We start from the raw sequence: 24,904 nt of genomic DNA, 5'->3' as shown, positions 1-24,904 counted from the left end.
TTTCAGCATTGCGAGAATTGCCATGTTCCAGAGTCTGTTGATCGCCAATCGCGGCGAGATCGCCATCCGTATTGCCCGGGCCTGCGCCGACCTGGGCGTTCGCAGCGTCGCGGTATTCGCCGAGGACGACGCCGCCAGCCTGCACACGCGCAAGGCCGATCTGGCCCTGCCCCTCAAGGGCCGCGGGGTGGCGGCCTACCTCGACCGCCAGCAACTGATCGCCCTGGCCCTGCAACAGGGCTGCCAGGCTATTCACCCGGGCTACGGCTTTCTCGCGGAAAACCCCGACTTTGCCCGGGGCTGCCTGGAAGCCGGGCTGACCCTGATCGGCCCCGGCCCCGAGGTGCTGCAACTGTTTGGCGACAAGGCCGCGGCCCGTGCCCTGGCCGAAGATTGTGGGGTGCCCTTGCTGGAGGGCATCAACCGAGCAGTCAGCCTGGAACAGGCCGCAGCCTTTCTCGAACGCCATGGCGCGGTGATGCTCAAGGCCCTGGCCGGTGGCGGTGGCCGGGGCATGCGCGCGGTCACCGAGGCCGGGCAACTGCAGCAGGCATTCATCCGTTGCCAGTCCGAAGCCCAGGCGGCCTTCGGCAATGGCGCGCTGTATGTCGAACAACTGCTGCAGCGGGCGCGGCACATTGAGATCCAGGTGCTGGGAGACGGCAGCGGCGCGGTCAGCCACTTGTGGGAGCGCGATTGCAGCCTGCAGCGCCGGCACCAGAAGCTGGTGGAAGTCGCCCCCAGCCCGGACCTTGCCCCGCCGTTGCGCCAGCAGTTGATCGACGCCGCCCTGGCCCTGGCCGCGCGAGTGCGTTACCAGGGCATTGGTACCTTCGAATTCCTTCTCGACCAGGAACACCCGGGGCGCTTCTATTTCATGGAGGCCAACCCAAGGATCCAGGTGGAGCACACGGTGACCGAGGCCATCACCGGCGTCGACCTGCTGCACACCCAACTGCGCCTTGGCGCGGGCGCCTCCCTGGCCAGCCTGGGCCTGAGCCGGCCACCAGAGCCCCAAGGCTTTGCCGTGCAGGCGCGGATCAACCTGGAACAGCCCCTGGCCGATGGCGGCATGGGGCCGGTGGCCGGCACCCTCAGTGCCTATGAAGCCCCCAGCGGGCCCGGGCTGCGGGTCGACGGCTACGGCTATGCCGGTTACCCGGTGAACCCCGGCTATGACTCGCTGCTGGCCAAGCTGATCGCCCAGGGTACGGATTTTCCCGCGGCCCTGGGCCGGGCCTATCGTGGGCTTTGCGAGTTTCGCCTGGAGGGCGTGCCGAGCAACCTGGGGCTGTTGTTGAACCTGTTGCGCCAGCCGGCGGTGCTGGACTATCAGGTGGACACCAGGTTCGTCGAAGCCCATTGGGCCCAGTTGCTGCAAGATTGCGCCGGGCAACACCGGCCGATGTTCTTTGCCCGGCAGGCCGCCACTGCGCAGAGCACTCGCAGCGATGTCCAGGCGCCCCCGGGCACGGCGGCGCTGAACGCCCCGAGCACCGGGGTGCTGGTGAGCCTGGAAGTGGCCGTGGGTGATGAGTTGCGGATTGGCCAGCGGGTTGCGGTGCTGGAAGCGATGAAGATGGAGTTCGAGGTCAAGGCGCAGAGCAGCGGTATCGTCCGGGCCTTGGCCGTCCAGGTTGGCGAAGCACTGGGCGAAGGCCAGCCCCTGCTGTTTCTGGAGCCGGCGGAGTTTGCCGACCAGGGCCAGCACAGCGAAGAGCAACTGGACCTGGCACTGATTCGCGCCGACCTGGCCGAAGTCCGCGAACGCCATGCCTTGCTGGAGGATGCCCAGCGTCCGGAGGCGCTGGCCAAGCGTCGCCGCAACGGCCAGCGCACCGCCCGGGAGAACCTCGAGCACCTGCTGGACCCGGGCAGTTTCATGGAGTACGGCGCCATGGCCCTGGCCGCCCAAAGGCGTCGGCGCAGCGTCGAGGAGTTGCAGGCCCTGAGCCCGGCGGATGGGCTGGTGGGAGGCATAGGTACGGTGAATGCCGGGCTGTTCGACGGCCAGGACGCCCGTTGCCTGGCCCTGGCCTACGACTACACGGTGTTCGCCGGCACCCAGGGGGTGATGAACCACAAGAAGACCGACCGCCTGCTGAGCCTGGCCCAGGAGTGGCGGCTGCCGGTGGTGCTGTTTGCCGAAGGCGGCGGTGGCCGGCCCGGCGACAGCGACTTTGTCGGGGTCGCCGGCCTGGATTGCCATACCTTCGCCGCCATGGCCCGGCTGTCCGGCTGGGTGCCCACGGTGGGCATCGCCTCGGGGCGCTGCTTCGCCGGCAATGCCGCCCTGCTCGGCTGCTGCAACCTGATCATCGCCACCCGGAACGCCAGCATCGGCATGGCAGGCCCGGCGATGATCGAAGGCGGCGGCCTGGGCAGCTTCACCCCGGAACAGGTGGGACCGGTGTCGGTACAAGGCCCCAACGGAGTGATCGACGTGCTGGTGGCCGACGAAGCCGAGGCCGTGCAGGTGGCCAAGCAGTACCTGAGCTATTTCCAGGGGCCGCTCAAGGACTGGCGCTGCGCCGACCAGCGTGAGCTGCGGCATTTGATTCCGGAAAACCGCCTGCGGGTCTACGACATCCGCCGGGTCATCGAGACCCTGGCCGACCGCGACAGCGTGCTGGAGTTGCGCCGGCAATTCGCCCCGGGGCTGATTACCGCGCTGATCCGCGTCGAAGGCCGGGCCTTCGGCCTGCTGGCCAACAACCCGGCGGTGCTGGGCGGCGCCATCGACGCCGCGGCCGGGGACAAGGCCGCACGTTTCATGCGCCTGTGCGAAGCCTTCGGCCTGCCGCTGGTGTCCCTGTGCGACACCCCGGGGTTCATGGTAGGGCCGGAATCGGAGCAGCAGGCCACGGTGCGCCATGTGTCACGGATGTTTGTCAGTGCCGCCAGCCTCACGGTGCCGTTCTTCACCCTGGTGCTGCGCAAGGGCTATGGCCTGGGCGCGCAGGCCATGGCGGCGGGCAGTTTTCACAGCCCGTTGTTCACCGTCGCCTGGCCCAGCGCCGAATTCGGCGCCATGGGCCTGGAAGGTGCGGTGCGCCTGGGCTTCTCCAAGGAACTGGCGGCCCAGCCCGACCCGCAGTCGCAACAGGCGCTGTTCGACAAACTGGTGGCCAAGGCCTACGCCCGGGGCAAGGCGCTGAACATGGCCAGCTACCTGGAGATAGACGCGGTGATCGACCCCCTGGAAAGCCGAGCGTGGCTGCTGCGTGGCCTGCAGGCCGCACCGCGCCCGGTGCCCTGGGCCGAGCGCGCCCAGGGTTTTGTCGATACCTGGTAGCCCTGCCTCTCCATCGTAGGAGCAGGCCGCTGCTCAGGCGTTGGCATCCCAGGCGACAGGGGCTTGTTCGAGGAACTGGCGCAGTTCGGCCAGCAGGGTGCTGCTGGCGTGGCTGCTGGGCCGGCTGGCGACAAACCTCAGGGCCGGCATGATTTCCTGCACGCCGTCGTAGTGCCATTGCCCCGGGGTGCGTTCGGCTTCCTGCAGGGCCCGGGCGAAGATCGCCAGGTCGCGCCGGGGCCGGGCAATGCCGCTGATGCGCTCGACCCAGCTCTCGTAGCGCTGGCGAATCTCCACCCGCCCCTGACGGACCATGGCCAGCACCCCGCAACGGCTGCGGTTGTGCACCGCCACCGGCGACAGGCCGCAATACTCGCCCAAACCGTCCCAGCCCTGCTCGGGCAGGACAAACACCGCCAGATCAATGGCCGGGTACTCCTCGATCACCGTGCCCGGATCGGCCAGCAGCGCCTCGCTGCGTTGCAGCGCGAGCATGGCCGGAGCGTACAGGGGCGCATAGCGCCGGGTGTTGTCGAGTACATCGGCCATCTGCGGCAGCAGCGCGGCGAAGCGTGTCAGCAATTGCCGGTCGTTGCTGGCCTGTGGGTCGACGCGCACCCGGGCCGCCAGGGCATGCAGGGCAAAGGCGCAGTGCAGGGCCTGGGCCGAAGTGCCCCGGGAGAAATCACCGAGGCGGGCAATGTCGATCAGCAACTGGCGGTGCCCCAGGGCATGCTCCGGCGCCAGGAAGGCATACACCGAGGCCAGCCCGTCGAGGTCGAAATGATCGCTGGTGATCACCTGCGCCCGGTCCACCGTCAACCCCTGCTGGAGAAAGCCCAGGGCACTGGTGGTGGAGAGATTGGCCTTGTGCTCGACAGGCGTCTTGTTCGCCGGCCAATGGGACAGGGTCAGCAGGGTCGCCGGGGTATCGATGGAATCCAGGGAAATGTTCTCGCGGTGTGTGCTCTGGCCAAGGGGCAGGAAGCCATAGCGGCTTTGCCGGCCCAGGCGCAGGGCTGGCAAATCCAGCTCCAGGGGCGGGGCCGGCGTTGCCACCGGCCCTGGGGGCGCCGCCGGCGCAGGCGCGGTTGCACGGGTCAATTCGCCCTGCCCGCCCAGGCGATAGCCGAGCTGGCAGATATTCTCCCGGCGCAGGTCCCAGGGGTTGCCGTTGCGCACCGCGCAGCCGGGCCCGCCGACAACGCTGAGCAAGTCAGTGAAGCGGTTGCCGGCAATGCCGATCACCCTTCCTCCCAACTGCCTGAGCTGCAGGTGGTGCAAGTGCGGGGCCAGCCCCGGATCGAGGATCAAGGCCGGTTGCGGCGCATCAGTGGCAAGGCTGTTCATCGTGGTTTCCTTACAGGTCAATGACGCCAGGCGCACGCCCGACAGGGTTCAGGCTTGGGCCAGGTGCGGTGAACCGTTGCGCCGTACCTGGCGCACCGAGACAAACAGCAGCGCCGACAGCCCGGCGTACAGGCCGAACAGCCAGGCCGCAGCCTGGGCCGCGCCAGCAGTCCCGCCCGTGGAGGTCAGGCCTGCCAGGTTGACGATCATTCCCGCCAGCGCCGCCCCCAGGGCAGTGGCCACCAGTTGCACCGTGGTAATCGAGGCGCCGGCCAGTTCCTTCTGATCCTGCGGGGCCTGTTCCAGAACCCGGGACAGCAGGTGCGGCCAGGCCAGGCCGATACCGACGCCCACCAGCAGCATGGCCAGGCACACCGCCCCCAGGCTCAGGGCCGGGGTGGCGGTGGCAGGCATGAACAGGCAGGCCAGGAGCAGCCCGGCCACCACCAGGAACGGTCCGATGGCAATCGCCCGGGCCGCGCCCCGCGGGCCAAGGCCTGAGCTGAAGATCGCCCCCAGGGTCCAGCCGGCGGCCATCAGTGCGGCGATATAGCCTGCCAGCAACGGCGTCTGCTGATGCAGCACCTGCAGGAACAGCGGTACGAAGACCTCACTGGTCATGCCCACCACCAGCAGGGCCATGGAAATGTACAGCGCCAGCAAGGCACTCCCGGCCTTCAGGCTATTGCGCGGCAACAAGCGCGCGCCGTCGCGGTTCTCCAGAGCGAATACCGGCACCAGCAGAACCAGCCCGGCTCCCAGCCCCAGGGCGTTGTACAGCGGCGATGGGGTGATGCTGCCGATGGAAATGGCCAGTACCACGGCGGTCAGCAACAGCAGTTGCAGGGCGGGAATCGGGCTACGGGGCGCGCTTTCCCGACTCTTGCCCGGCAACAGTGCAACGGCCAGCAGCATGAACAGCAAGGTGCAGGGCAGCAGCACCCAGAACGCCGCGCGCCAGGCCCCGTGTTCGGCGAAAATTCCGCCGACCGCCGGGCCGATCAGGGTCGCTGCGCCCCACATGGCGGAAATCAACGCCATCGCCCGGGGCCACAGCGGCTCGTCGAACACCAGGCGGATCATGGCGTAGGGCAAGGCGAACAGCAGGCCGCCCCCCAGCCCCTGGACGCTGCGCCCGAGGATCAGCCCGCCCATGTCCGCCGCCAGGGCGCACAGGCTGCAACCGAGCATGAACACCAGGCCCGCCAGGCCGTACGCGGCTTTGGGGCCCAGGAGCGCCAGGGCCCGGGTGGAGAGCACCGAGCCGATGATCGAGGCCACCACGAACAAGGTGGTGTTCCAGGCGTAGTAGTCCAGGCCGCCAATGTCCTTGACCACCGAAGGCAACAGGGTGGTTACCAGGTAGACGTTGATTGCATGCAGGGCCACGCCACCGGCCAGGGCCGCAGAACGCAGCCCGTTCTTGCCCAGTAACAGTGCCGACCATCCGCTTGTCGATGCCATGCCGTTCTCCATGTGTGTTGTTCGCTGTTGGGTGAATGTAATACACAAGCAAATACTTTGATAATTGTTTTTTCCAGCCGTTCCGGCAATTCCCCCCAGCAGCAGGCAATGGATCGACAAGCTGCGAGCCCCTGCGCCCGAGCCTGTTATGCTTGCGTGGTTGCCGGCGTCATGGACGCTCCTGATACCCCACCTGTGCATTGGTTAATGGCCCAGATGTCTTTGATTTCCCCCTCCACCGAGAAGAAAAGCCCCGGGGCTACCGCCGAGCGGATCCTGTTTCTGCTGAAAACCCGCGGCCCGTTGAAAACCGCCGACCTGGCGCCGCTGCTCAAGGTGTCCCAGGAAGCCGCGCGCCAGCAATTGCAGAAGCTGGTGGACAGCGAACTGATCGTTGGCCAACTGATGCCGGCCCAGGGCGCCGGGCGGCCCTCACAGAAATGGGTGCTCACCGAGCTGGCCCAGGCGCGCTTTCCCGATACCCACGCCAACCTGACCCTGCAGTTGATCGATTCGATCCGCGCGGTGTATGGCGCCGACGGCGTGGAGCGCATCGTCAGCGATATGGAGCGGGCCAACAGCGCCGAGTACCTCAGCGTCTGCGCGCCGTTGCCGACCCTGGAGCAGCGGGTCCGGGCCCTGGCGCAGATCCGTGAAGTGGCCGGCTACATGGCCAGTGTCGAAGCCGACGGCGATGCCTGGCTGCTGATCGAGAGCCATTGCCCGATCTGCGTCGCGGCCCAGCAGTGCCAGGGCTTCTGCCGTTCCGAGTTGCAAGTGTTCCAGGCCGCCATCGGCGAGTTGGGCCAGGTGCAGCGCGTGGAACACCTGATTACCGGCGATCGACGCTGCGTCTATCGCATCCGTGCCACCCCAGTGAGTTGATGCCCGTGCCCCTGCCAGTCCTGTCCCGCCTGCTCAAACAGGGCGCGCTGATCCTCGGCGTCGCCACCCTGACCCTGCTGGCCTGGCGGGCTTACGACAGCGAGCGCGGCCCGGCGCTGCAGCCCTGGCACCTGAAGGTGCCCCATGAACTGAGCGTGGAGCAGTTGGACCACGCCGACTGGGGCGTCTGGCTGCAGGCCGAGGACCGGGTATTCACCGAGGTCCGGCAGCAGGTCAGCGAGCGCCTGGACCCCGGGCAGGTACCGCGCTTCAACCGCTACCGCCAGGACAGCCGGGCCTACCCGCCACGCTTTGCCACGAACTGGAACCGTTCCTACCTGTTGCGCCCGGCGGGTACGCCCCGGGGCGTGGTGGTGCTGCTGCACGGCCTGACCGATTCGCCCTACAGCCTGCGGCATGTCGCCCAGCGCTACGTCGAGCACGGTTACCTGGCCATCGGCTTGCGCCTGCCCGGCCATGGCACGGTGCCGGCGGGGCTGACCGATGCCCAGTGGCAGGACTGGCTGGCCGCCACCCGCCTGGCCCTGCGTACCGCCCGGGCCGAAGTGCCGGCGCCGGCTCCGCTGCACCTGGTGGGCTACTCCAACGGCGCCGCACTGGCGGTCAAGTACACCCTGGATGCCTTGAGCGCCCCGCAGTTGCCCCAGGCCCAGCGCCTGGTACTGATTTCCCCGATGATCGGCGTCGCCTCGTCCGCCCGTTTTGCCGGGCTGGCCGCCTTGCCTGCGGTGTTCCCGGCCTTCAGCAAGGCGGCGTGGCTCAACCTGCGGCCCGAATACAACCCGTTCAAGTACAACTCGTTTCCAGCCAATGCCGCGCGCCAGTCCTGGCTGCTGACCGACACCCTGCAAAAGCAGCTGCTGGCCCTGGTGGGCGATCCACGGCTGGCCCGATTGCCACCTATCCTCAGCTTCCAGTCGTTGACCGACGCCACCGTCAGCACCCCGGCCCTGGTCAGTGGGCTGTACCGGCAACTGCCGGCCAACGGCAGTGAACTGGTGATCTTCGACCTCAACCGCGAGCGCGATTTCGAAGGGCTGCTGGACCCGGCCAGCGTCACCTCCCTGGCCAGCCTGCTACCGCCCGCGCCACGCAACTACACCACCCGCATCCTCAGCAACGAAGGCACGGGCAGCGCGACACTGGAAGAAGTGAGCACCCCCGCCCTGAGCCCGGACAGCAGCCGGCGGCCCCTTGGCCTGGCCTACCCGCCGGGGGTGTTTTCCCTGTCCCATGTGGCATTGCCCTTCCCCGTCGATGACGGCCTGTACGGCACCCAGCCCAGCCCCGATGAGGATTTTGGCGTGCACCTGGGCACCATTGCCGCCCGTGGCGAACGGGGTGTGCTGGTGGTGCCCATGGATGAGCTGATGCGCCTGAGCGCGAACCCGTTCTACCCCTACCTGATCCAGCGCATCGAGGCGCAGATAGATAAAGCAACAGTTCATTGATTGATCCCGTGAATGCCCGAGTGGTAGTTTCGCCGCCCCCTACCCTCCTTGATTTCCGAGGGGGCGCAACTGCCGCCATGGCAGGGAAAGCCCATGATCTACATGCTTCAATTTCCGGCCCTGGGCCTGCCAACGCCCAAGCACCGCACCCTGAAAGCCGCCGCTGTGGCCCTGCTGATGCTGGGCGCGGCCGCCAGTGCCCAGGCCGACCAGCAACAGGACTTCTGGTACGTACAGACCAGCGTGTACACCAACCACTGGAGCAACGACCCCGACCACAACAACCACCAGGACCTGATCGGCCTGGAGCGCAACTACGCCGACGGTGAACTGTGGGGCGTGAGCACCTTTCGCAACTCCTTCTCCCAGCGTTCCTACTACGCCTATGTCGGCAAGGCCTGGGAAAATGCCGACTGGCCGGTTTACGCCAAGCTCAGTGGCGGCCTGATCCAGGGCTACAAGGGCGACTACAAGGACAAGATCCCGCTGAACCACTTTGGCGTGGCGCCGGTGCTGATCCCGGCCATCGGCACCCATTACGGCCCGGTGGGCGCAGAGCTGGTGGTGCTGGGGGCCGCGGCGGTGATGGTCAACGTCGGCTACCGCCTCTGAGCACCCGGCCCTCGCACAATCGTACAAGACGCCTCTGCACTCCCCTTCCTAGACTCCCCGCTGAATGACCACCGCGCCGCGGTGGCCCGGCGTTGCCATCGTTGCCAGTCCCGGCACACTTGGAAAGGGATCTTCCAATGCACGGTTTTCAACCCTGGAACCCGCAGTTCTATATCAACCCGCTGTACCTGCCGGCTTCCGGCGATGCCCCGCACCAGGTGTTCAACCCGGACACCCGCGAGCCCATCGGGCTCAACCCCAGTTGTACCAAGGACGATGTGCACACCGCGGTGGCGGCGGCCAACGTTGCCCACACCCTGTGGCGCCTGCTGGATACGGATCAGCGTCAGGCGCTGTTGCTGCAACTGGCGGACAGCATGGCCGCCGACAGCGAACTGAACCGGCAGATCATCCGGCAGATGACTCGGGAACTGGCGCTTTGCGTGGCCGAAGCCCGGGCCGAGCTGGATCACTGCGCAGCCGTGTTCCGCTATTACGGGGCACTGGCCGACAGCGATGTCCCGGCCCCGAGCCCGAGCGGTGCAGCGCAGTGCCGGCTACGGTACGAGCCCTATGGCGTCAGCGTGCATATCCTGCCGTTCACCCTGGGCATTGCCCTGCTGGGGCGCACGTTGGCCGCGGCCCTGGCGGCCGGTAACAGTTGCCTGGTCAAGCCGGCGCAGAACGCCAGCCTGTCCACCCTGGCCTTCATGCAGCACTTCGCTGGCCTGCCGGCGGGGCTGGTCTCGTGCATTCCCGGGGACGCCGCCACCGGGCAATGGCTGCTGCAGTCCAGCGGCACCCATGCCGTAGCCTTCACCGGCAGTGTCGGCGCTGCCAGCGCGGTGGCGGTGACCTGCGCCGAACTGCTCAAGCCCTGTGCGATCGAGAGCACCGGCCGCGGCGCGATGATCGTTGCCCAGGACGCCGACGTCGCGCTCGCCGCCGCCTACGGAGCTCGCGCCGCCTTCAGCCGCGGTGGCCAGAGTTGCCTGTCGATCCAGCATTTTTTCGTCGAGGCGCAGGTTCATGACCAGTTCGTCCGGCACTTCATCGAGCACACCCGCCACCCGGGCCACGACTCCAGCAGCGCTGTGCGGCCGCTGATCAGCCAGGCCGCACGGCACAAAGTCCGGCGGCTGGTGCGTGACGCCCTGGCCAAGGGCGCCGCACTGCTGGCCGGAGAACAGGCACTCGAAAACCCGCTGCCCGGCAGCCTGCAACCGCCGGTGATCCTCACCGAGATCGACGACGACATGGTCATCACCCAGGAAGAGTGCCTGGGCCCGGTGGCGGTCATCCGACGGGTGAGTGACCTTGGCGCAGCCGCGCAACTGGCCAACGATTGCCCGGCAAGCTTTGAGGTGACCCTGTTCAGTAAAGATCCGGCGCACGCGGTGCAGCTGGCCCAACGCTTACTGAGCTCCCGGGTGCGGATCAACCCGCCGCCCGTGCCGAACCACCCCGACAGCGAGCACCACTGGACCCTGTCGCAATTGGCCGGCGACTTGTCTCCCAGGGCCCTGGATGCTTTCCGGCGGCCCAAGCGCCTATTGCTCGGTGCTGCAGCGGCCCCGGCCACGCAGCAGGCGCCGGTGCAAGCCTTTGCCGCAGGGCTGCCCGAGTGATGAGCCAGAGGTTGGAAGAGCACGCGGCGACGGTGCTCCTAGGCTTATTGTTGGTCTTCGCAGCCCAGGCCCTCGCGCTGGCTTTTTTCATCCGCCAGGCTCTTGCCGGTGCGGGCCATGACCCGCCGCTGCAAGGCTCGCAGCTCGGCGCCATCAAGGCGCTTGCAGCTGTTGATTTCCCAGGTATCGCCCGTGTTCAGGCTGACCGAGAACAGGCCCCAGTACTCGGTGGCCCCGGCCTTGGGATCGTTGTAGCCGAGGCTGAAGTCGTAGTACCCGGGATGGGGCGGCTTGCCGTTTTCGTCCTGCAGGTCGCCGTCGATGAACACCCCGGGGCGCTGCAACTGATAGTCCTGGTGCTTGAGGGCCACCCGCAGGACCTGCTCCGCCTGTTCGCGGGTCAGGCCGCTGTCCTTGATCCGCGCCGGCTGCAGGCTATCGGTGGCGCAGGCCACCAGTGTGGTGCAGGCCAGGGACAGGCCAAGCACCCAGGAAGGACTCTTGAGTTTCAGCACGCCATGCGCCCTCTGACCGCGATGATGATGTCCGCCAGGTAGCGGGCGAAGCCATCCCGGCCGCCGGTCTTGGCGTTGCCGGTGTTGTAGCCGCTGCGTACCAGCGCCTGGGCGAATGCCATGGGGTCACGCTGGCCACGTACTGCCGTGCCAAAGCTCGAAGCAAAGGACTGGGCGGACTTCTGGAAGGAGTCGAACTTGGCCACCTTGATGCTGGCGTTGCCCAGGGGCGCCTCGGCGCCGATCTGCAGGGGGGCCGGTGCGTGCATGGAAAAGTAGTTGTTCAGTTCCCGGGCAATGCGCCCGGTGCCGTACTGGCTTTCCTGGGCGGCCAGGCCCAGCAGGTTTTCCACCGGCAGGTCCAGCTGGTCGGCAATCGGCTGGCACACCGCCTTGTACTTGCTGACAAAGGTCACGGCACTGATGTTGTTGCAGAGTCTGGCGCTCACGTTTGTTCCCTCGGTTGACCGGTCAATTCCATTTACTGCGGTTTTCGCCGCGTGATTATAAAGCAACCCGGGGCCCACGCTGTCGAGTGCGTCACAGCCTCAAGGCAGACGCGTGACCGGCTACCGCGAGAACCTCTGGGCATCACGGGAATTCACCATAAATTTGACGATTTTTTCTTGTTTGCCGCTCTACATTGCGCGCAGTTTTCATTTGCAAATGATTCCTATTGTTCGAGTTGTCCGACGGCTCGATTCTTCCGGCTTGATGCATCCAAAGAAGGATGCTGCCCTTGATCATGGTCACGCGCGGCAATCGCTCCGATACTTCAGCCATGCCGCTGTACAGCGTGGCTACCGGCTCCACCTTGAACAAGGAATGAACCATGACTGATTCTGCCAGCCAAGCAGAGGAATACCTGATGATGCAGGCCGCGCACTGGTGCATGCGCCTGCGCGAGGCCGATTGCAGCCTGGCCGAGCGCCGGGCATTCGAGGACTGGCTGCAGAGCGACCCGAGCCATGCCTTCGAGTACGCGAAGATGCTGGAAGCCTGGGACCTCACCGGGCAGTTGTCGCCCACCCTGCCCTCGCTCTGACCCTGCCACGGCCTACAGATCGAAGCGGTCGATGGCCCGGCGCCGTTCGTTGTCATCGCGCAGGTCATAGCTGGCCGTGGTCTGGATGTTGCTGTGGTGAGCCAGTTTCTGCGCCAGCGACAGGTCGTGTTCCTCGATCACCCGGGTGATGAACGAGCGCCGGAAATCATGGGGCATGATCCGCACGCCCACCTGGGCCCCGCGTTGCCGGGCAATGTAGTAGATGGCGTGCTTGGTGATGCGCTCGCGAGTGATGTGCCCGCCCCGGCGGATGCGGTTGAACAGGAACGGGTCGTCTACCAGGCCCGCGGGCAGATGCCGGCGGCGCAGCTCCAGCCAGGCCTGCAGCTTGTCGAAAGCCCAGGTGGGTGCGTACTTGATCAACTGACGATTGCCCTTGGCCAGCACCTGCAGGCTGCGCTCGCTGAAATCCACCTGGGCCAGGTCCAGGTTGACCGACTCGGACTTGCGCATGCCCGAGCCATAGAGCAGCGCAATCAGCGCTGCATCGCGTACGCCCTGGGGGCGCGGGTCGGAAGCGCACACGGCCATCAGTTCATGGATCAGGCCGCGCTTGAGGTTGCGTCCGCGGGCCAGGCGCGTGCCGCTGATGGCCTTGACCGAACGCATCTTCAGCAGGTGGTCCTGGCTGATCAGGCTGGCCCGCCACGCCTCGTTCATCACCCCGCGCAGGGCATTGACGTACAGCGATGAGGTATTGGGCGCATAGCCGTCTTCGCGCAAGGTGGCCACCAGGGCCGTGACATGCTCGGGTTGCAGCAGGTGCCAGGGGATTTCTTCCAGGTTCTGTTCGGCGTAGCCCAGGCGGTCGGCGGCGTCCTGCAGCACATAACGCAGGGTCGACTGGCTGGAGGGGGCCAGGCGCTTCAGGTACAGGCTCAAGGGGTTGGGCGCGTCAAGGCCGGCGGCGCGGTCATGGCCCGGCGGGTTCATGGATGCTCCGCTGGGCAAGGTTGTACCGGGTAGCACCTTGGCGAGGTGAAAAAAACACTCCCGCAGGCCCCTTCAATACCCATTGAAAACTGGTTACAAAAGCCGCCAGGCCTGCGCACTTCGATAACTTTGGAAACAAACTGAACACTAGCTGTCTGGCTCGCAGAAAAACGGACTTTTACCTTATTTTTCATATTCGTTTCACAATTTTCGGCTTAATCTCAGCCCCCGACAGACAACCATCCGAGTGCAGTTTGTTCTCAGGTTGTAAAGATAACACCTTGATCCACCTTTACTTTTCACAAACCCAGTCTTTACTGATTCGCTGCATGGAATGCCCTGTTGGCTCAATAACTGGATGCGCCTTGATGACTGCAAGACCTCCCCGCTTTCCATGAACTGTCCGTTCACCCGCAGCAACCCGTATTCCAGTAATTCGCATTGTGTAAACCCGAGGTAACCATGAACCAGGCTTTCCTTCCTTTCTCGCGCCCGAGTATTGGCGAAGAAGAGATTGCTGCAGTGGAGCAGGTTCTGCGCTCCGGCTGGATCACCACCGGCCCGAAAAACCAGGAACTGGAACAGCAGTTCGCCGAACGCGTCGGCGCCCGCCACGCCGTGGCACTGTCCTCCGCCACCGGCGCCATGCACATCACCCTGCTGGCCCTGGGCATCGGCCCCGGGGATGAAGTGATCACCCCGTCGCAGACCTGGGTCTCCACCGCCAACATGATCTGCCTGCTGGGCGCCACCCCGGTGTTCGTCGATGTCGACCCCGACACCCTGATGAGCGACGCCGCCACCATCGAAGCCGCCATCACCCCGCGGACCAAGGCGATCATCCCGGTGCACTACGCCGGCGCAGCCTTCGACCTCGACCCGCTCTATGCCCTGGCCGACAAGCACGGCATCGCGGTGATCGAAGACGCCGCCCACGCCGCCGGTACCACCTACCGCGGCCGCGCCATCGGCGCCCGGGGCACGGCGATCTTTTCCTTCCACGCGATCAAGAACATGACGTGCGCCGAAGGCGCGATGTTCGTCAGTGATGACGAAGCCCTGGCCAACCGCGTGCGCATGCTCAAGTTCCACGGCCTGGGAGTGGACGCCTACGACCGCCTGACCCATGGCCGCAAGCCACAGGCCCAGGTCATCGAGCCCGGCTTCAAGTACAACCTGGCGGACATGAACGCGGCCATTGCCCTGGTGCAACTGCAACGCCTGGACGAGATCAACGCCAAGCGTGAAGTACTGGCCAAGGCCTACCTGCAGCGTCTGGAAGGCTTGCCGGTACAGCCCCTGCTCCTGCCCCAGTACCCGCAGCAGCATGCCTGGCACCTGTTCATCCTGCGCATCGACGCCGAACGCTGCGGCCTGGACCGCGAAGCCTTCATGAAAGGCCTGCAGGAACAGAATATCGGCACCGGTATCCACTTCATTGCGACGCACCTGCATACCTATTACCGACAGCGCTTCCCTGAAGTGCAGCTGCCCCATACCGAATGGAATTCGGCGCGGCTATGCTCGATTCCACTGTTTCCGGACATGACCCTCGACGATGTCGAGCGGGTGACCGGTGCCATTGCAAACCTTTTGGACTGAAGCCTTTGAAACCTTATCCGATTCAGTTCGTGTCGATCGTGATCCCGGTCTACAACGAAGAACAGAGCCTCCCCGAGCTGTTGCGGCGCACCGAAGCGGCCTGCCGCCAGCTCAAGCACGAGTTTGAAATCGTCCTGGTGGACGACGGCAGCCGCGACGAGTCGGCGAACATCCTGCAAGCTGCCGCCGAGCGCGAAGACAGCCCGGTAGTGGCGGTGATCCTCAACCGCAACTACGGCCAGCATGCGGCGATCATGGCCGGCTTCGAGCAGTGCCGTGGCGATGTGGTGATCACCCTCGACGCCGACCTGCAGAACCCGCCCGAGGAAATCCCGCGCCTGGTGGCCCAGGCCGAGCTGGGCTACGACGTGGTCGGCACCGTGCGCAACAACCGGCAGGACTCGGCGTTCCGCCGCTGGCCCTCGAAGCTGATCAACCTGGCCGTGCAGCGTTCCACCGGGGTTGCCATGAGCGACTACGGCTGCATGCTGCGGGCCTATCGCCGGACCATCATCGACGCGATGCTGGCCTGCACCGAGCGCAGCACCTTCATCCCGATCCTGGCCAACAGCTTTGCCCGGCACACCACCGAGGTGCTGGTGGAGCACGCCGAGCGCGAGCACGGCGACTCCAAGTACAGCCCGATGCGCCTGATCAACCTGATGTTCGACTTGATCACCTGCATGACCACCACGCCCCTGCGGCTGTTGAGCATCATCGGTTTCGGCATGGCCGGCCTCGGCGCGCTGTTTGCCCTGATGCTGATCGTGCTGCGCCTGATCTTCGGCGCCACCTGGGCCGGCGACGGCACCTTCGTGCTGTTCGCGGTGCTGTTCGTGTTCACCGGTGGCCAGTTCATCGGCATGGGTCTTTTGGGTGAATACCTGGGACGCATGTACAGCGACGTGCGGGCCCGCCCGCGTTTCTTCATCGAAAAAGTCTTGCGCAGCCAGCCTGCGGCCCCGGCCCCTGCTGTGACTGTCGACGGTTTAACTTCCACTCATACTGATCAGGTTTCGCCATGAGCAATAAAGCTGTTGTCTTCGCCTACCACGATATTGGCTGTGCTGGCATCGAAGCCCTGCTCAACGCAGGTTACGAGATCGCCGCCGTGTTCACCCACGCCGATGACCCCAAGGAAAACACCTTCTACGGCTCGGTGGCCCAGCTCTGCGCCCGCAAGGGCATTGCCGTGCATGCCCCGGAAGATGCCAACCACCCGCTGTGGATCGAGCGCATCGCCAAGCTCAACCCCGACTACCTGTTCTCCTTCTATTACCGCAACCTGCTGAGCGAGCCGCTGCTGGCCACTGCCAGCAAGGGCGCGTTCAACCTGCACGGCTCGCTGCTGCCGCGCTACCGTGGCCGCGCACCGGCCAACTGGGTGCTGGTCAAGGGCGAAACCGAAACCGGCGTGACACTGCACCGTATGGTCAAGCGTGCCGATGCCGGCGCCATCATTGCCCAGGAGCGTGTGGCCATCGAGCGCAGCGACACCGCGCTGAGCCTGCACCACAAACTGCGTGACGCCGCCGCCAGCCTGCTGCGCGACACCCTGCCGGCACTGGCCCAGGGCAAGATCACCGAAACCGCCCAGGACGAGTCCAAGGCCAGCTACTTCGGTCGTCGCACCGCGGCGGACGGCAAGATCGACTGGCAGCGTCCGGCCGAAGAGCTGTTCAACCTGGTGCGCGCCGTGACTCAACCCTACCCGGGCGCCTTCTGCGCCGTGGGCGAGCACAAGCTGATCGTCTGGAGCGCCGAAGTCGCCAAGGGCAACGAAGGCCAGGCCCCGGGCCGGGTCATCAGCGTCGACCCGCTGCGCATCGCCTGTGGCCAGGACTCCCTGGTGATCACCTCCGGCCAGCGCAACGCCAACGGCCTGTTCCTGGGTGGCCCGCAACTGGCCAACGAACTGGGCCTGGTGGACGGTTCCCTGCTGCGCGGCGCCGAATCGGGGCGCAAGCCACGTCGCACCCGCGTACTGATCCTGGGCGTCAACGGCTTTATCGGTAACCACCTGTCCGAGCGCCTGTTGCGTGACGACAAGTACGACGTCTATGGCCTGGACATCGGCTCCGACGCCATCGAGCGCCTGCGCAGCCATCCGAACTTCCACTTCGTCGAAGGCGATATCAGCATTCACTCCGAGTGGATCGAATATCACATCAAGAAGTGCGACGTGGTCCTGCCACTGGTGGCCATCGCCACCCCGATCGAGTACACCCGCAACCCGCTGCGCGTGTTCGAGCTGGACTTCGAAGAGAACCTCAAGCTGGTTCGCTACTGCGTCAAGTACAACAAGCGCGTGATCTTCCCGTCGACTTCGGAAGTCTATGGCATGTGCCAGGACAAGAACTTCGACGAAGACACCTCCAACCTGATCGTCGGCCCGATCAACAAGCAGCGCTGGATCTACTCGGTCTCCAAGCAGCTGCTGGACCGGGTGATCTGGGCCTACGGCGCCAAGGGCCTGAACTTCACCCTGTTCCGTCCCTTCAACTGGATGGGCCCGCGCCTGGACCGCCTGGACTCGGCACGCATCGGCAGCTCCCGGGCCATCACCCAGTTGATCCTCAACCTGGTGGAAGGCACCCCGATCCGTCTGTTCGACGGTGGCGAGCAGAAGCGCTGCTTCACCGACATCGCCGACGGCATCGAAGCCCTGGCACGCATCGTCGACAACGAAAACGACTGCTGCAACGGCCAGATCATCAACATCGGCAACCCGGACAACGAAGCCAGCATCCGTCAGCTGGGCGAAGAGCTGCTGCGCCAGTTCGAAGCTCACCCGCTGCGCGGCAACTTCCCGCCGTTCGCCGGTTTCCGCGATGTGGAGAGCAAGGCGTTCTACGGTGCCGGCTACCAGGACGTGGAACACCGCAAGCCAAGCATCGACAACGCCAAGCGCCTGCTGAACTGGGAGCCGACCGTGGAAATGAGCGAAACCATCGGCAATACCCTGGACTTCTTCCTGCGTGAAGCGATGCTGGAAATCGCCGACCGCGCCAAGCAAGAAGCACGCTGATGCAGGCAGGTCTGCGCATTGATGTCGATACCTACCGCGGCACCCGGGAGGGGGTGCCACGGCTGCTCGAATCGCTGGATGAAGCCGGGGTCAAGGCCACCTTCTTCTTCAGCGTCGGGCCGGACAACATGGGGCGCCACCTGTGGCGCCTGATCCGTCCGCAGTTCCTCTGGAAAATGCTGCGGTCCAATGCCGCGGGCCTGTACGGCTGGGACATCCTCCTGGCCGGCACGGCCTGGCCGGGTAAACCCATTGGCCGGGACCTGGGGCACTTGATGCGTCAGACCCTGGCCGCCGGTCATGAAGTCGGCCTGCACGCCTGGGATCACCACGGCTGGCAGGCCAATACCGGGCGCTGGAGCCAGGCACAGCTGATCGAGCAGATCCGCCGTGGCGTCGACAGCCTCAACGATATTCTCGGGCAAGCGGTGAGCTGCTCGGCGTCCGCCGGTTGGCGCGCCGACGAACGCGTCATCGAAGCCAAGCAACAATTCGGCTTTCGCTACAACAGCGATTGCCGCGGCCAGAGCCTGTTCCTGCCACGCCTGGCGGACGGCAGCCTGGGCGCCCCGCAGATTCCGGTGGACCTGCCGACCTTCGACGAAGTGGTCGGGCCGGTGGTGGCCGCCAAGGATTTCAACAGTTACATCCTCGACCGGTTCAGCCCGGACAAACTCAACGTCTATACCGTGCATGCAGAAGTAGAAGGGATTCTCATGGCCAACGATTTCCGCCAGCTGCTGGCCAGCGCCAGGCAGCGCGACATCCACTTCCAACCCCTGGGCGACATGCTCCCGGCGGATCTGGCCAGCCTGCCCGCGGGCAAGGTGGTGCGCGGTGCGCTGGAAGGCCGTGAAGGCTGGCTGGGAGTGCAAGGCGCATGACCAGACGTTGGGCTCTGCCGCTGCTGCTGATCGCGTTCGGCCTGTTCTACCTGCTGCCCCTGGCCACCCACGGCCTGTGGATTCCCGATGAAACCCGCTACGCGCAGATCAGCCAGGAAATGCTCCTGACCGGCAAATGGGCGTCGCCGCACTTCATGGGCATCCGCTATTTTGAGAAACCGGTGGCCGGCTACTGGATGATCGCCATCGGCCAGGCGCTGTTTGGCGACAACCTGTTCGGCGTGCGCGTGGCCTCGGCCCTGAGCACCGGCCTGAGCGTGGTCCTGGCCTACCTGCTGGCCCGGCGCCTGTGGAACGATCCGCGCAAGAGCCTGGCCAGCGCCCTGATCTACATGAGCTTTACCGTGGTCGCGCTGCAGGCCGGCTACGCCAACCTCGATCCGCAATTCACCTTCTGGGTCAACCTGAGCCTGGTGGCGCTGTGGTTCACCTTCGACTGCCGGACAACCCGCGGCCAGGTGCTGGCCTGGGTGGCGCTGGGCCTGGCCTGCGGCATGGGCTTCATGACCAAGGGCTTTCTGGCCTGGCTGCTGCCGGTGCTGGTGGCCCTGCCCTACGCCATCTGGCAGAAGCGCCTGCGCTCGCTGCTGATCTATGGCGGCATCGGTGTGCTGGTGGCCATTCTCATCAGCCTGCCCTGGGCCCTGGCGGTGCACTCCCAGGAACCGGACTACTGGCGTTTCTTCTTCTGGCACGAGCACATCCGCCGTTTTGCCGGTGATGATGCCCAGCACGCCTCGCCCTGGTGGTACTACCTGCCGTTGCTGGTGGGGTTCAGCGTGCCCTGGGTGCTGCTGCTGCCGGCCGGCCTGAAGCAGGCCTGGCAACAGCGGTGCCAGAACAGCAGCGGCTTCCTGCTGCTGTGGCTGGTGCTGCCCCTGGCCTTCTTCAGCCTGAGCAAGGGCAAGCTGCCGGCCTATATCCTGCCGTGCCTGTTGCCCCTGGCGTTGTTGATGGGCAACACCCTGGTGGACCGCCTGGCTGCCGGCAAGACCCGGCTGCTGGCATTCAACGGCGTGCTCAACCTGGTGGCCGGCCTGCTGGGGCTGCTGGCCCTGGTGTACTTCCAGATGAAAAAGCCGGTGTATGTGGACGAGCCGCAGCACCTGGTGCTGGTGTATGTGTTGCTGCTGGGCTGGATCCTCAGCAACCTGCTGCAAGCCATGCGCCCCCTGACCCTGTGGGCGGCGCCGGCCCTGGGCAGCTTCCTGCTGGTGGCCCTGGCCCCGGCAGCGCTGCCCAACTCGGTGGTCTACAACAAGATCCCCGACCAGTTCATCATCGATCACGTGGCCGAGCTGGGCCAGGCCAAGGCCCTGCTGAGCAACGACCTGGGAGCTGCTTCCGCCCTGGCCTGGCGCCTGCGGCGCCCTGACGTGACCCTGTACAACACCGAAGGCGAAGTGAAATACGGCCTGGGCTACGAAGACACTGCCGCGCGCAAGGTCGACCTCAATCAGGTCCAGCCGTGGATCGCCGAGGCCCGCAAGCAGGGCTCGATCGGCGTGGTGATGCGGGTCAAGAGCAGCGACGAGGAACATGAAGTCGAGCTGCTGCCCAAGGATGCCAAGCGCTATGAGCAAGGCAATATCGTGATCTTCATCATTCCCCAGAGCCAGCCATGAGCCTGCTGCTTTTGTTGCTGGCCTGCGGGCTGACCTGCCTGGGCCAGGTGGCGCAGAAGTTCGCCGTGGAAAGCTGGCGCGGCCGGCCTTCCAGCGCCCTGCAGAAACTGCGCTCGGGCTGGCTGTGGCTGGCTCTGTTCAGCCTCGGCCTGGGCCTGCTGGTGTGGCTCCTGGTGCTGCAACGCATGGAGGTGGGCGTGGCCTACCCGATGCTCAGCCTGAACTTCGTCTTCATTACCCTGATTGCCCACTTCGTGTTCCGTGAGCACATCGACCGGCGCCACTGGTTCGGCGTGGCCCTGGTGATCGGCGGCGTGCTGCTGTTGAGTCGCCACGCATGAGCCGGGCCAAGGGGTTTGCCTTCGCCCTGGGTAGCGTGGCCCTGGTCAGCGGCGCCCAGCTGGGCATGCGCTGGAGCATGACCCGCCTGCCCGCTCCGGATCAGTGGTTGCCGGCGTTGAGTGCCGGCAGCGTCGACCTGGCCGCCCTGGCGGTGGTGGCCGCGGCCATCGCCGCCTATGCGCTGTCGATGCTCTGCTGGCTGCTGGCCTTGCGCGACCTGCCGCTGGGCCGGGCCTATTCGCTGCTCAGCATCAGCTACGCCCTGGTCTACCTGCTGGCCGCCAGCCTGCCGTTGTTCAACGAACCTTTCACGCTTTCCAAAACCCTCGGGGTGGCCCTGGTCATCCTCGGGGTCATCACCATCAACTCTCGATCTGCACCCGCGACAAGTCCCAGGAATACCCCATGAAAATCAGTGTATTTGGAAGTGGTTACGTCGGCCTCGTACAGGCTGCCGTGTTGGCTGAAGTCGGCCACGATGTCATCTGCATGGACATCGACGAGCAAAAGGTCAAACAGCTGCAACAGGGACACGTGAGCATCTTCGAGCCGGGGCTGGCCAGCCTGGTCAAGGAAAACCTCGAAGCCAAGCGCCTGCACTTCACCCATGATGAAAAACTCGCGGTGCAGCATGGCCAGGTGCTGTTCATCGCCGTGGGCACGCCTTCCAGCGAAGACGGCTCGGCGGACCTGCGCTACGTGCTGTCAGTGGGCGACGCGGTGGCCCGCCACCGTGAGCAGCCGGTAATCCTGGTGGAAAAATCCACCGTACCGGTGGGCACGGGCGACACCTTGAAGGCCCACATCGAGAAGGTCCTGGATGGCCGTGCGCTGCAATTCGATATCGTCTCCAACCCGGAATTCCTCAAGGAAGGCTCGGCGGTCACCGACTGCCGCCGGCCGGACCGGATCATCATCGGCTGCGAGCGCGAAGAAGTGCGCGATGTGATGCGCGACCTGTACGCACCGTTCAACCGCAACCATGACCGCATCATGTTCATGGACCTGCGCAGCGCCGAGCTGACCAAGTACGCCGCCAACTGCATGCTTGCGACCAAGATCAGCTTCATCAATCAGATCGCCGAACTGGCCGAGCACCTGGGGGCCGACATCGAAGCGGTGCGCCTGGGCATCGGCGCCGACACCCGCATTGGCTACCACTTCATCTACCCGGGCTGCGGCTACGGCGGCTCGTGCTTCCCCAAGGATATGCGTGCGCTGATCCACAGTGCCCAGCAAGCCCACTGCTCCAGCGACCTGTTGCAAGCCGTGGAAGCCATCAACGAGCGGCAGAAGCACAAGCTGTTCGAACGCATCAAGGCGTTCTACAAGGGCGACCTCAAAGGCAAGACCTTTGCCCTGTGGGGCCTGGCATTCAAGCCCAACACCGACGACATGCGCGACGCCCCGAGCCGGGTGCTGCTCGATGCGCTGTTCGCCGCCGGTGCCCAGGTGCGGGCCTTCGACCCGGAAGCCATGCAGGAAACCCAGCGCCTGTACCCGGACGAGTCGCGCCTGATGCTCATGGGCACCCCGGAATCGGTACTGGTGGGCGCCGACGCCCTGGTCATCTGCACCGAGTGGCAGCAGTTCAAGGCACCGGATTTCGACCTGATCCAGCAGCGTCTCAAGGCGCCGGTGATCTTCGACGGGCGCAACCTGTACGACGCCGAGCGCCTGGCGCGCAACGGCTTCACCTACTTTCCGATTGGCCGCGGTGAATCGCGCAACCTGCCGATCCCCCACCAGCAGTGGTCTGCTGAGGCCTGAATGAACACCAGTCACTCCTCCCCTTCGAACACTCTTCTTTGGCAATCGTTGGGGCTGGGGTTGCTGGCCCTGCTGCTGTTCTGCGTCGGCGCCGACCACCAGTCGGCGATCGGTTTCGATTCGCGCTTCGTGCTCTTCGCCAAGGAAATGCTGCGCCACGGGCCGGGGTTCTTCCCCACCACCTACGGCCAGCCCTACGCCGACTACTCCAGCGCCTCGACCCTGCTGGTCTGGCTGTTCTCCCTGCCAGGGGGGCAAGTCACCAGCCTTACCGCCTGGTTGCCCACGGCCATCGCCTCGGCCTTGATCGTCAGCCTGATCTATCGCCTGTTGGCGCCCTATTCCCGCACCTGGGCCCTGCTCAGCGTTGCCCTGCTGTTGCTCAGCAACACCTTTATCAGCGAAACCCGCGCCGTGTCCCTGGACCAGATGCTGGCTGCGGTGTCCCTGGCCGTGTTCTACCTGGGCTACGCCCATGACCATTTCGGTGCCCGCCGGCGCCTGGGCTGGATCTTCCTCCTGCTGGTGCTGGGCTTTGCCATTCGCGGGCCCATCGGCCTGGTGATTCCCACCGGCATGCTGTGCAGCTACTACCTGCACAATGGCCAGTGGCGGCGGCTGTTCAGCGTCGGTTTCAGCGCCCTGGCGCTGCTGGTGGCCTGCGTCGGCCTGCTGCTATGGCTGGCCAAGCTCAGTGGCGGCCAGGCCTTCGTCGACGATGTCATCCGCATGCAGTTCATGGGGCGCATGGACGGCAGCGAAGGCTCCAGCGATGTCTTCTATTACTTCACCAGTTCCCTGGGCAACTACGCCCTGGCCTACCCCCTGGCGATCCTGGCGTGGCTGGCCGTGCTGCTGACCCGCGCCACGGAACAGGGCCCGGGCCTGAAACTGTTGCGCCTGTGTACCGCGGCCGGGTTGATCGTGATGATCGGCCTGTCGATTCCCCAGGCAAAAAAGGCCCGCTACCTGCTGCCGATGCTGCCCATGGCGGCGATCATTGCCGCCTATCCGTTCCAGGCCGGCCGCGGGCGGCTGCTGGTCTGGCTGCGCGGGGCGATCCAGGGCCTGTGGCTGCTGCTGCCGGGGCTGCTGATCATCGGCTTGCTGGTGCTGCGGCGCAAATTCCCCGAGCAGCTCGACCCGTTGACGCCGATGCTGCTGGTGCTCGGCCTGTTGCAGCTGTTGTCCCTGGGGCTGCTGTTCAAGCGCCAGTGGCGCGCCGTGGGCCTGGCCTACAGCGCAGTGCTGGCAGTCTGGGCCTGCTACATCGGAGTCTTCGAACCGGTGGAGCACCGTCTCTATGACACGCGCACCTTCAGCCACAGCGCCATGCAACTGATCGAGGCCGACCCGGCACCGGTGGTCCTGCACCGCATGGGCAAGGACGCCAAGGCCATCAAGTTCATGGTTAACCTGGACCGGGATCTGCAACCGCAGTTCACCGAAAGCCCAGACGCCCTGGCTCAGGTACCCGGCCCGGCCTGGGTCATCCTCGATCAGAGCGACCTGGCCAGCCTGCAGAATACGCCGCTGGCCGACCTGAAGCCGGTGTTGAGCGGGCGTTTCGACAAGAACGACTTCGTCCTCCTGCACCTGCCCGGGCCAACCGCCGCGCAACCCTGAAAGCGTTGCACGGCCCCTGCCCGCTGCCTACACTCGCGCCCATGACTATTGAGATCCGCCGGGCGCGGGTGACCGACGCCGACTTTCTTCCCGCCATTGAAACCTGCGCTGCCGAACTGTTTCGCTCCGATGCGCAACTGGCCTGGCTGGCAGACGCCACAGTGGCCGACGTACCGAGCCACCGCGCCAATATCCAGCGCCACCCGGTCTGGGTGGCGGTGACGGCGGATGACACCCCTTGCGCCTTTCTCAACGCCGAAGCCTGCGACCGGGAACTGCATGTGTGGGAGATTTCCGTCGCCCGCGGCCACCAGGGCCAGGGCATCGGCAAGCGCCTGCTGCAGGCGGCCCGGCAATACGCTCTGGAGCAGCAGCTTGAAGCCCTGACCCTGAGCACCTTTCGCGAACTGCCCTGGAACGAACCCTTCTACCAGCGCCAGGGCTTTGTCACCCTCGAACAGGCGCAACTGGGCCCACGGCTGTGCCAGGTGCTGGCCGATGAAGCCCGGTACGGCCTGCCCGCGGCGCGCCGCTGCGCCATGCGCCTGGCGCTGTAGAAACCGGTGAGAAATTGGCTGCCTTCGCTGGCTTCCCAGCGAAGGCGTCTGCCAGGGCTACACCACACTCAAAGGCCTCTTCGCCGGCAAGCCGGCTCCTACAGGGGCTGTCGTATTTAAGTGCAAAATAAATGCACTGAAGCAGCATTATTATGAATTTGTCAGGCGCAAGATTCCTCGGCACACTGTGCCGGTTCCTCCCCCAAATGTTGGAACGTTCAAGGGCTTT

22 protein-coding genes are annotated in these 24,904 nt (G+C 65.4%); 16 read left to right on the top strand and 6 right to left on the bottom strand.

The window, feature by feature from the left end; all coding sequences use genetic code 11:
- Nucleotides 1-22: 22 nt before the first annotated feature.
- The gene (locus tag M2395_RS05750; RefSeq protein WP_123430766.1) at nucleotides 23-3,295 is read left to right on the top strand and encodes a carboxyl transferase domain-containing protein; all 3,273 of its coding nucleotides are present in this window, start codon (nucleotides 23-25) and stop codon (nucleotides 3,293-3,295) included.
- Between the two features lie 33 nt (nucleotides 3,296-3,328).
- Here the strand turns inward: M2395_RS05750 and M2395_RS05745 are convergent, their stop codons facing one another.
- A complete protein-coding gene (locus tag M2395_RS05745; RefSeq protein WP_123430765.1) occupies nucleotides 3,329-4,645 on the bottom strand; it encodes a DUF6687 family protein in 1,317 nt (438 codons plus the stop codon).
- Nucleotides 4,646-4,693: 48 nt separating this feature from the next.
- A complete protein-coding gene (locus tag M2395_RS05740) occupies nucleotides 4,694-6,109 on the bottom strand; it encodes an MFS transporter (RefSeq protein WP_011061319.1) in 1,416 nt (471 codons plus the stop codon).
- A gap of 108 nt (nucleotides 6,110-6,217) precedes the next feature.
- On the opposite strand from M2395_RS05740, the gene M2395_RS05735 reads away from it, so the two are divergent.
- The 4 genes from M2395_RS05735 (at nucleotide 6,218) to M2395_RS05720 (ending at nucleotide 10,706) form a co-directional block, all read left to right on the top strand.
- Nucleotides 6,218-6,994 (top strand): metalloregulator ArsR/SmtB family transcription factor, encoded by a 777-nt coding sequence (locus M2395_RS05735; protein ID WP_041118219.1) that lies wholly within the window; start codon nucleotides 6,218-6,220, stop codon nucleotides 6,992-6,994.
- Entirely contained in the window at nucleotides 6,994-8,466 is a 1,473-nt protein-coding gene (locus tag M2395_RS05730; protein ID WP_233447072.1) for a carboxylesterase, read from the top strand. Before M2395_RS05735 ends, M2395_RS05730 begins: the two co-directional genes overlap by 1 nt.
- Nucleotides 8,467-8,643: 177 nt before the next feature.
- Complete coding sequence (locus M2395_RS05725) at nucleotides 8,644-9,078, top strand: hypothetical protein (protein ID WP_041752756.1); 435 nt, start codon at nucleotides 8,644-8,646, stop codon at nucleotides 9,076-9,078.
- 137 nt (nucleotides 9,079-9,215) lie between these two features.
- Complete coding sequence (locus M2395_RS05720; protein ID WP_123430763.1) at nucleotides 9,216-10,706, top strand: aldehyde dehydrogenase; 1,491 nt, start codon at nucleotides 9,216-9,218, stop codon at nucleotides 10,704-10,706.
- 44 nt (nucleotides 10,707-10,750) lie between these two features.
- On the opposite strand, the gene M2395_RS05715 is transcribed toward M2395_RS05720, so the two are convergent.
- The 3 genes from M2395_RS05715 to M2395_RS05705 form a co-directional block, all read right to left on the bottom strand.
- Nucleotides 10,751-11,221 (bottom strand): hypothetical protein, encoded by a 471-nt coding sequence (locus tag M2395_RS05715; RefSeq protein ID WP_011061324.1) that lies wholly within the window; start codon nucleotides 11,219-11,221, stop codon nucleotides 10,751-10,753.
- Complete coding sequence (locus tag M2395_RS05710) at nucleotides 11,215-11,670, bottom strand: glucosaminidase domain-containing protein (RefSeq protein WP_015635634.1); 456 nt, start codon at nucleotides 11,668-11,670, stop codon at nucleotides 11,215-11,217. Before M2395_RS05710 ends, M2395_RS05715 begins: the two co-directional genes overlap by 7 nt.
- Before the next feature lie 142 nt (nucleotides 11,671-11,812).
- The gene (locus tag M2395_RS05705; protein WP_185057783.1) at nucleotides 11,813-12,055 is read right to left on the bottom strand and encodes a hypothetical protein; all 243 of its coding nucleotides are present in this window, start codon (nucleotides 12,053-12,055) and stop codon (nucleotides 11,813-11,815) included.
- Here M2395_RS05705 and M2395_RS05700 point away from each other — a divergent pair.
- Nucleotides 12,054-12,266: a DUF4880 domain-containing protein gene (locus tag M2395_RS05700; RefSeq protein WP_011061329.1), complete on the top strand. Its 213-nt coding sequence runs from the start codon at nucleotides 12,054-12,056 to the stop codon at nucleotides 12,264-12,266. The two genes, M2395_RS05705 and M2395_RS05700, sit on opposite strands and share 2 nt — an antisense overlap.
- Before the next feature lie 12 nt (nucleotides 12,267-12,278).
- On the opposite strand, the gene xerC is transcribed toward M2395_RS05700, so the two are convergent.
- Nucleotides 12,279-13,220 (bottom strand): tyrosine recombinase XerC, encoded by a 942-nt coding sequence (xerC, locus tag M2395_RS05695; RefSeq protein WP_011061330.1) that lies wholly within the window; start codon nucleotides 13,218-13,220, stop codon nucleotides 12,279-12,281.
- Between the two features lie 462 nt (nucleotides 13,221-13,682).
- Between xerC and arnB the strand changes: the two genes are divergently transcribed.
- From arnB to M2395_RS05645, 10 genes are read left to right on the top strand one after another with little or no spacing between them, the layout of a single operon-like run.
- The gene (arnB, locus tag M2395_RS05690; RefSeq protein ID WP_011061331.1) at nucleotides 13,683-14,822 is read left to right on the top strand and encodes a UDP-4-amino-4-deoxy-L-arabinose aminotransferase; all 1,140 of its coding nucleotides are present in this window, start codon (nucleotides 13,683-13,685) and stop codon (nucleotides 14,820-14,822) included.
- A gap of 5 nt (nucleotides 14,823-14,827) precedes the next feature.
- Nucleotides 14,828-15,847, top strand: coding sequence for an undecaprenyl-phosphate 4-deoxy-4-formamido-L-arabinose transferase (arnC, locus tag M2395_RS05685; RefSeq protein ID WP_011061332.1), 1,020 nt, complete (start codon nucleotides 14,828-14,830; stop codon nucleotides 15,845-15,847).
- Nucleotides 15,844-17,850, top strand: coding sequence for a bifunctional UDP-4-amino-4-deoxy-L-arabinose formyltransferase/UDP-glucuronic acid oxidase ArnA (arnA, locus tag M2395_RS05680; RefSeq protein ID WP_011061333.1), 2,007 nt, complete (start codon nucleotides 15,844-15,846; stop codon nucleotides 17,848-17,850). Before arnC ends, arnA begins: the two co-directional genes overlap by 4 nt.
- The gene (gene arnD, locus M2395_RS05675) at nucleotides 17,850-18,734 is read left to right on the top strand and encodes a 4-deoxy-4-formamido-L-arabinose-phosphoundecaprenol deformylase (protein ID WP_123430762.1); all 885 of its coding nucleotides are present in this window, start codon (nucleotides 17,850-17,852) and stop codon (nucleotides 18,732-18,734) included. The genes arnA and arnD overlap by 1 nt, the downstream gene beginning before the upstream one ends.
- Nucleotides 18,731-20,380 (top strand): lipid IV(A) 4-amino-4-deoxy-L-arabinosyltransferase, encoded by a 1,650-nt coding sequence (gene arnT / locus M2395_RS05670; protein ID WP_123430761.1) that lies wholly within the window; start codon nucleotides 18,731-18,733, stop codon nucleotides 20,378-20,380. Before arnD ends, arnT begins: the two co-directional genes overlap by 4 nt.
- Nucleotides 20,377-20,721: a 4-amino-4-deoxy-L-arabinose-phosphoundecaprenol flippase subunit ArnE gene (arnE, locus tag M2395_RS05665; protein WP_015635643.1), complete on the top strand. Its 345-nt coding sequence runs from the start codon at nucleotides 20,377-20,379 to the stop codon at nucleotides 20,719-20,721. Before arnT ends, arnE begins: the two co-directional genes overlap by 4 nt.
- Nucleotides 20,718-21,131 (top strand): 4-amino-4-deoxy-L-arabinose-phosphoundecaprenol flippase subunit ArnF, encoded by a 414-nt coding sequence (gene arnF, locus M2395_RS05660; protein WP_015635644.1) that lies wholly within the window; start codon nucleotides 20,718-20,720, stop codon nucleotides 21,129-21,131. The genes arnE and arnF overlap by 4 nt, the downstream gene beginning before the upstream one ends.
- On the top strand, nucleotides 21,128-22,492 hold the full coding sequence (locus tag M2395_RS05655) for a UDP-glucose/GDP-mannose dehydrogenase family protein (protein WP_011061338.1): 1,365 nt from the start codon (nucleotides 21,128-21,130) through the stop codon (nucleotides 22,490-22,492). Before arnF ends, M2395_RS05655 begins: the two co-directional genes overlap by 4 nt.
- Nucleotides 22,493-24,118, top strand: a complete 1,626-nt coding sequence (locus M2395_RS05650) for a glycosyltransferase family 39 protein (RefSeq protein WP_123430760.1) — start codon at nucleotides 22,493-22,495, stop codon at nucleotides 24,116-24,118.
- 41 nt (nucleotides 24,119-24,159) lie between these two features.
- Nucleotides 24,160-24,675: a GNAT family N-acetyltransferase gene (locus M2395_RS05645; RefSeq protein WP_123430759.1), complete on the top strand. Its 516-nt coding sequence runs from the start codon at nucleotides 24,160-24,162 to the stop codon at nucleotides 24,673-24,675.
- Nucleotides 24,676-24,904 lie beyond the last annotated feature (229 nt).

The sequence above is a fragment of the Pseudomonas sp. BIGb0176 genome, assembly GCF_024810175.1.
GTDB classification, from domain to species: Bacteria; Pseudomonadota; Gammaproteobacteria; order Pseudomonadales; family Pseudomonadaceae; genus Aquipseudomonas; species Aquipseudomonas protegens.
Note: the sequence above shows the minus strand (reverse complement) of the source record. Positions and strands in the feature narration are given on the sequence as shown.

Bases quoted from the DNA above. Each gene is read 5' to 3' on its own strand.
- arnE (WP_015635643.1), top strand. From the start codon at position 20,377: ATGAGCCTGCTGCTTTTGTTGCTGGCCTGCGGGCTGACCTGCCTGGGC.
- arnD (WP_123430762.1), top strand. From the start codon at position 17,850: ATGCAGGCAGGTCTGCGCATTGATGTCGATACCTACCGCGGCACCCGG.
- M2395_RS05645 (WP_123430759.1), top strand. From the start codon at position 24,160: ATGACTATTGAGATCCGCCGGGCGCGGGTGACCGACGCCGACTTTCTT.
- M2395_RS05730 (WP_233447072.1), top strand. From the start codon at position 6,994: ATGCCCGTGCCCCTGCCAGTCCTGTCCCGCCTGCTCAAACAGGGCGCG.
- xerC (WP_011061330.1), bottom strand. From the start codon at position 13,220: ATGAACCCGCCGGGCCATGACCGCGCCGCCGGCCTTGACGCGCCCAAC.
- arnT (WP_123430761.1), top strand. From the start codon at position 18,731: ATGACCAGACGTTGGGCTCTGCCGCTGCTGCTGATCGCGTTCGGCCTG.
- arnF (WP_015635644.1), top strand. From the start codon at position 20,718: ATGAGCCGGGCCAAGGGGTTTGCCTTCGCCCTGGGTAGCGTGGCCCTG.
- arnA (WP_011061333.1), top strand. From the start codon at position 15,844: ATGAGCAATAAAGCTGTTGTCTTCGCCTACCACGATATTGGCTGTGCT.
- M2395_RS05705 (WP_185057783.1), bottom strand. From the start codon at position 12,055: ATGGTTCATTCCTTGTTCAAGGTGGAGCCGGTAGCCACGCTGTACAGC.
- M2395_RS05655 (WP_011061338.1), top strand. From the start codon at position 21,128: ATGAAAATCAGTGTATTTGGAAGTGGTTACGTCGGCCTCGTACAGGCT.
- M2395_RS05650 (WP_123430760.1), top strand. From the start codon at position 22,493: ATGAACACCAGTCACTCCTCCCCTTCGAACACTCTTCTTTGGCAATCG.
- M2395_RS05700 (WP_011061329.1), top strand. From the start codon at position 12,054: ATGACTGATTCTGCCAGCCAAGCAGAGGAATACCTGATGATGCAGGCC.
- M2395_RS05740 (WP_011061319.1), bottom strand. From the start codon at position 6,109: ATGGCATCGACAAGCGGATGGTCGGCACTGTTACTGGGCAAGAACGGG.
- M2395_RS05745 (WP_123430765.1), bottom strand. From the start codon at position 4,645: ATGAACAGCCTTGCCACTGATGCGCCGCAACCGGCCTTGATCCTCGAT.
- M2395_RS05725 (WP_041752756.1), top strand. From the start codon at position 8,644: ATGCTGGGCGCGGCCGCCAGTGCCCAGGCCGACCAGCAACAGGACTTC.
- arnB (WP_011061331.1), top strand. From the start codon at position 13,683: ATGAACCAGGCTTTCCTTCCTTTCTCGCGCCCGAGTATTGGCGAAGAA.
- M2395_RS05750 (WP_123430766.1), top strand. From the start codon at position 23: ATGTTCCAGAGTCTGTTGATCGCCAATCGCGGCGAGATCGCCATCCGT.
- M2395_RS05720 (WP_123430763.1), top strand. From the start codon at position 9,216: ATGCACGGTTTTCAACCCTGGAACCCGCAGTTCTATATCAACCCGCTG.
- M2395_RS05735 (WP_041118219.1), top strand. From the start codon at position 6,218: ATGGATCGACAAGCTGCGAGCCCCTGCGCCCGAGCCTGTTATGCTTGC.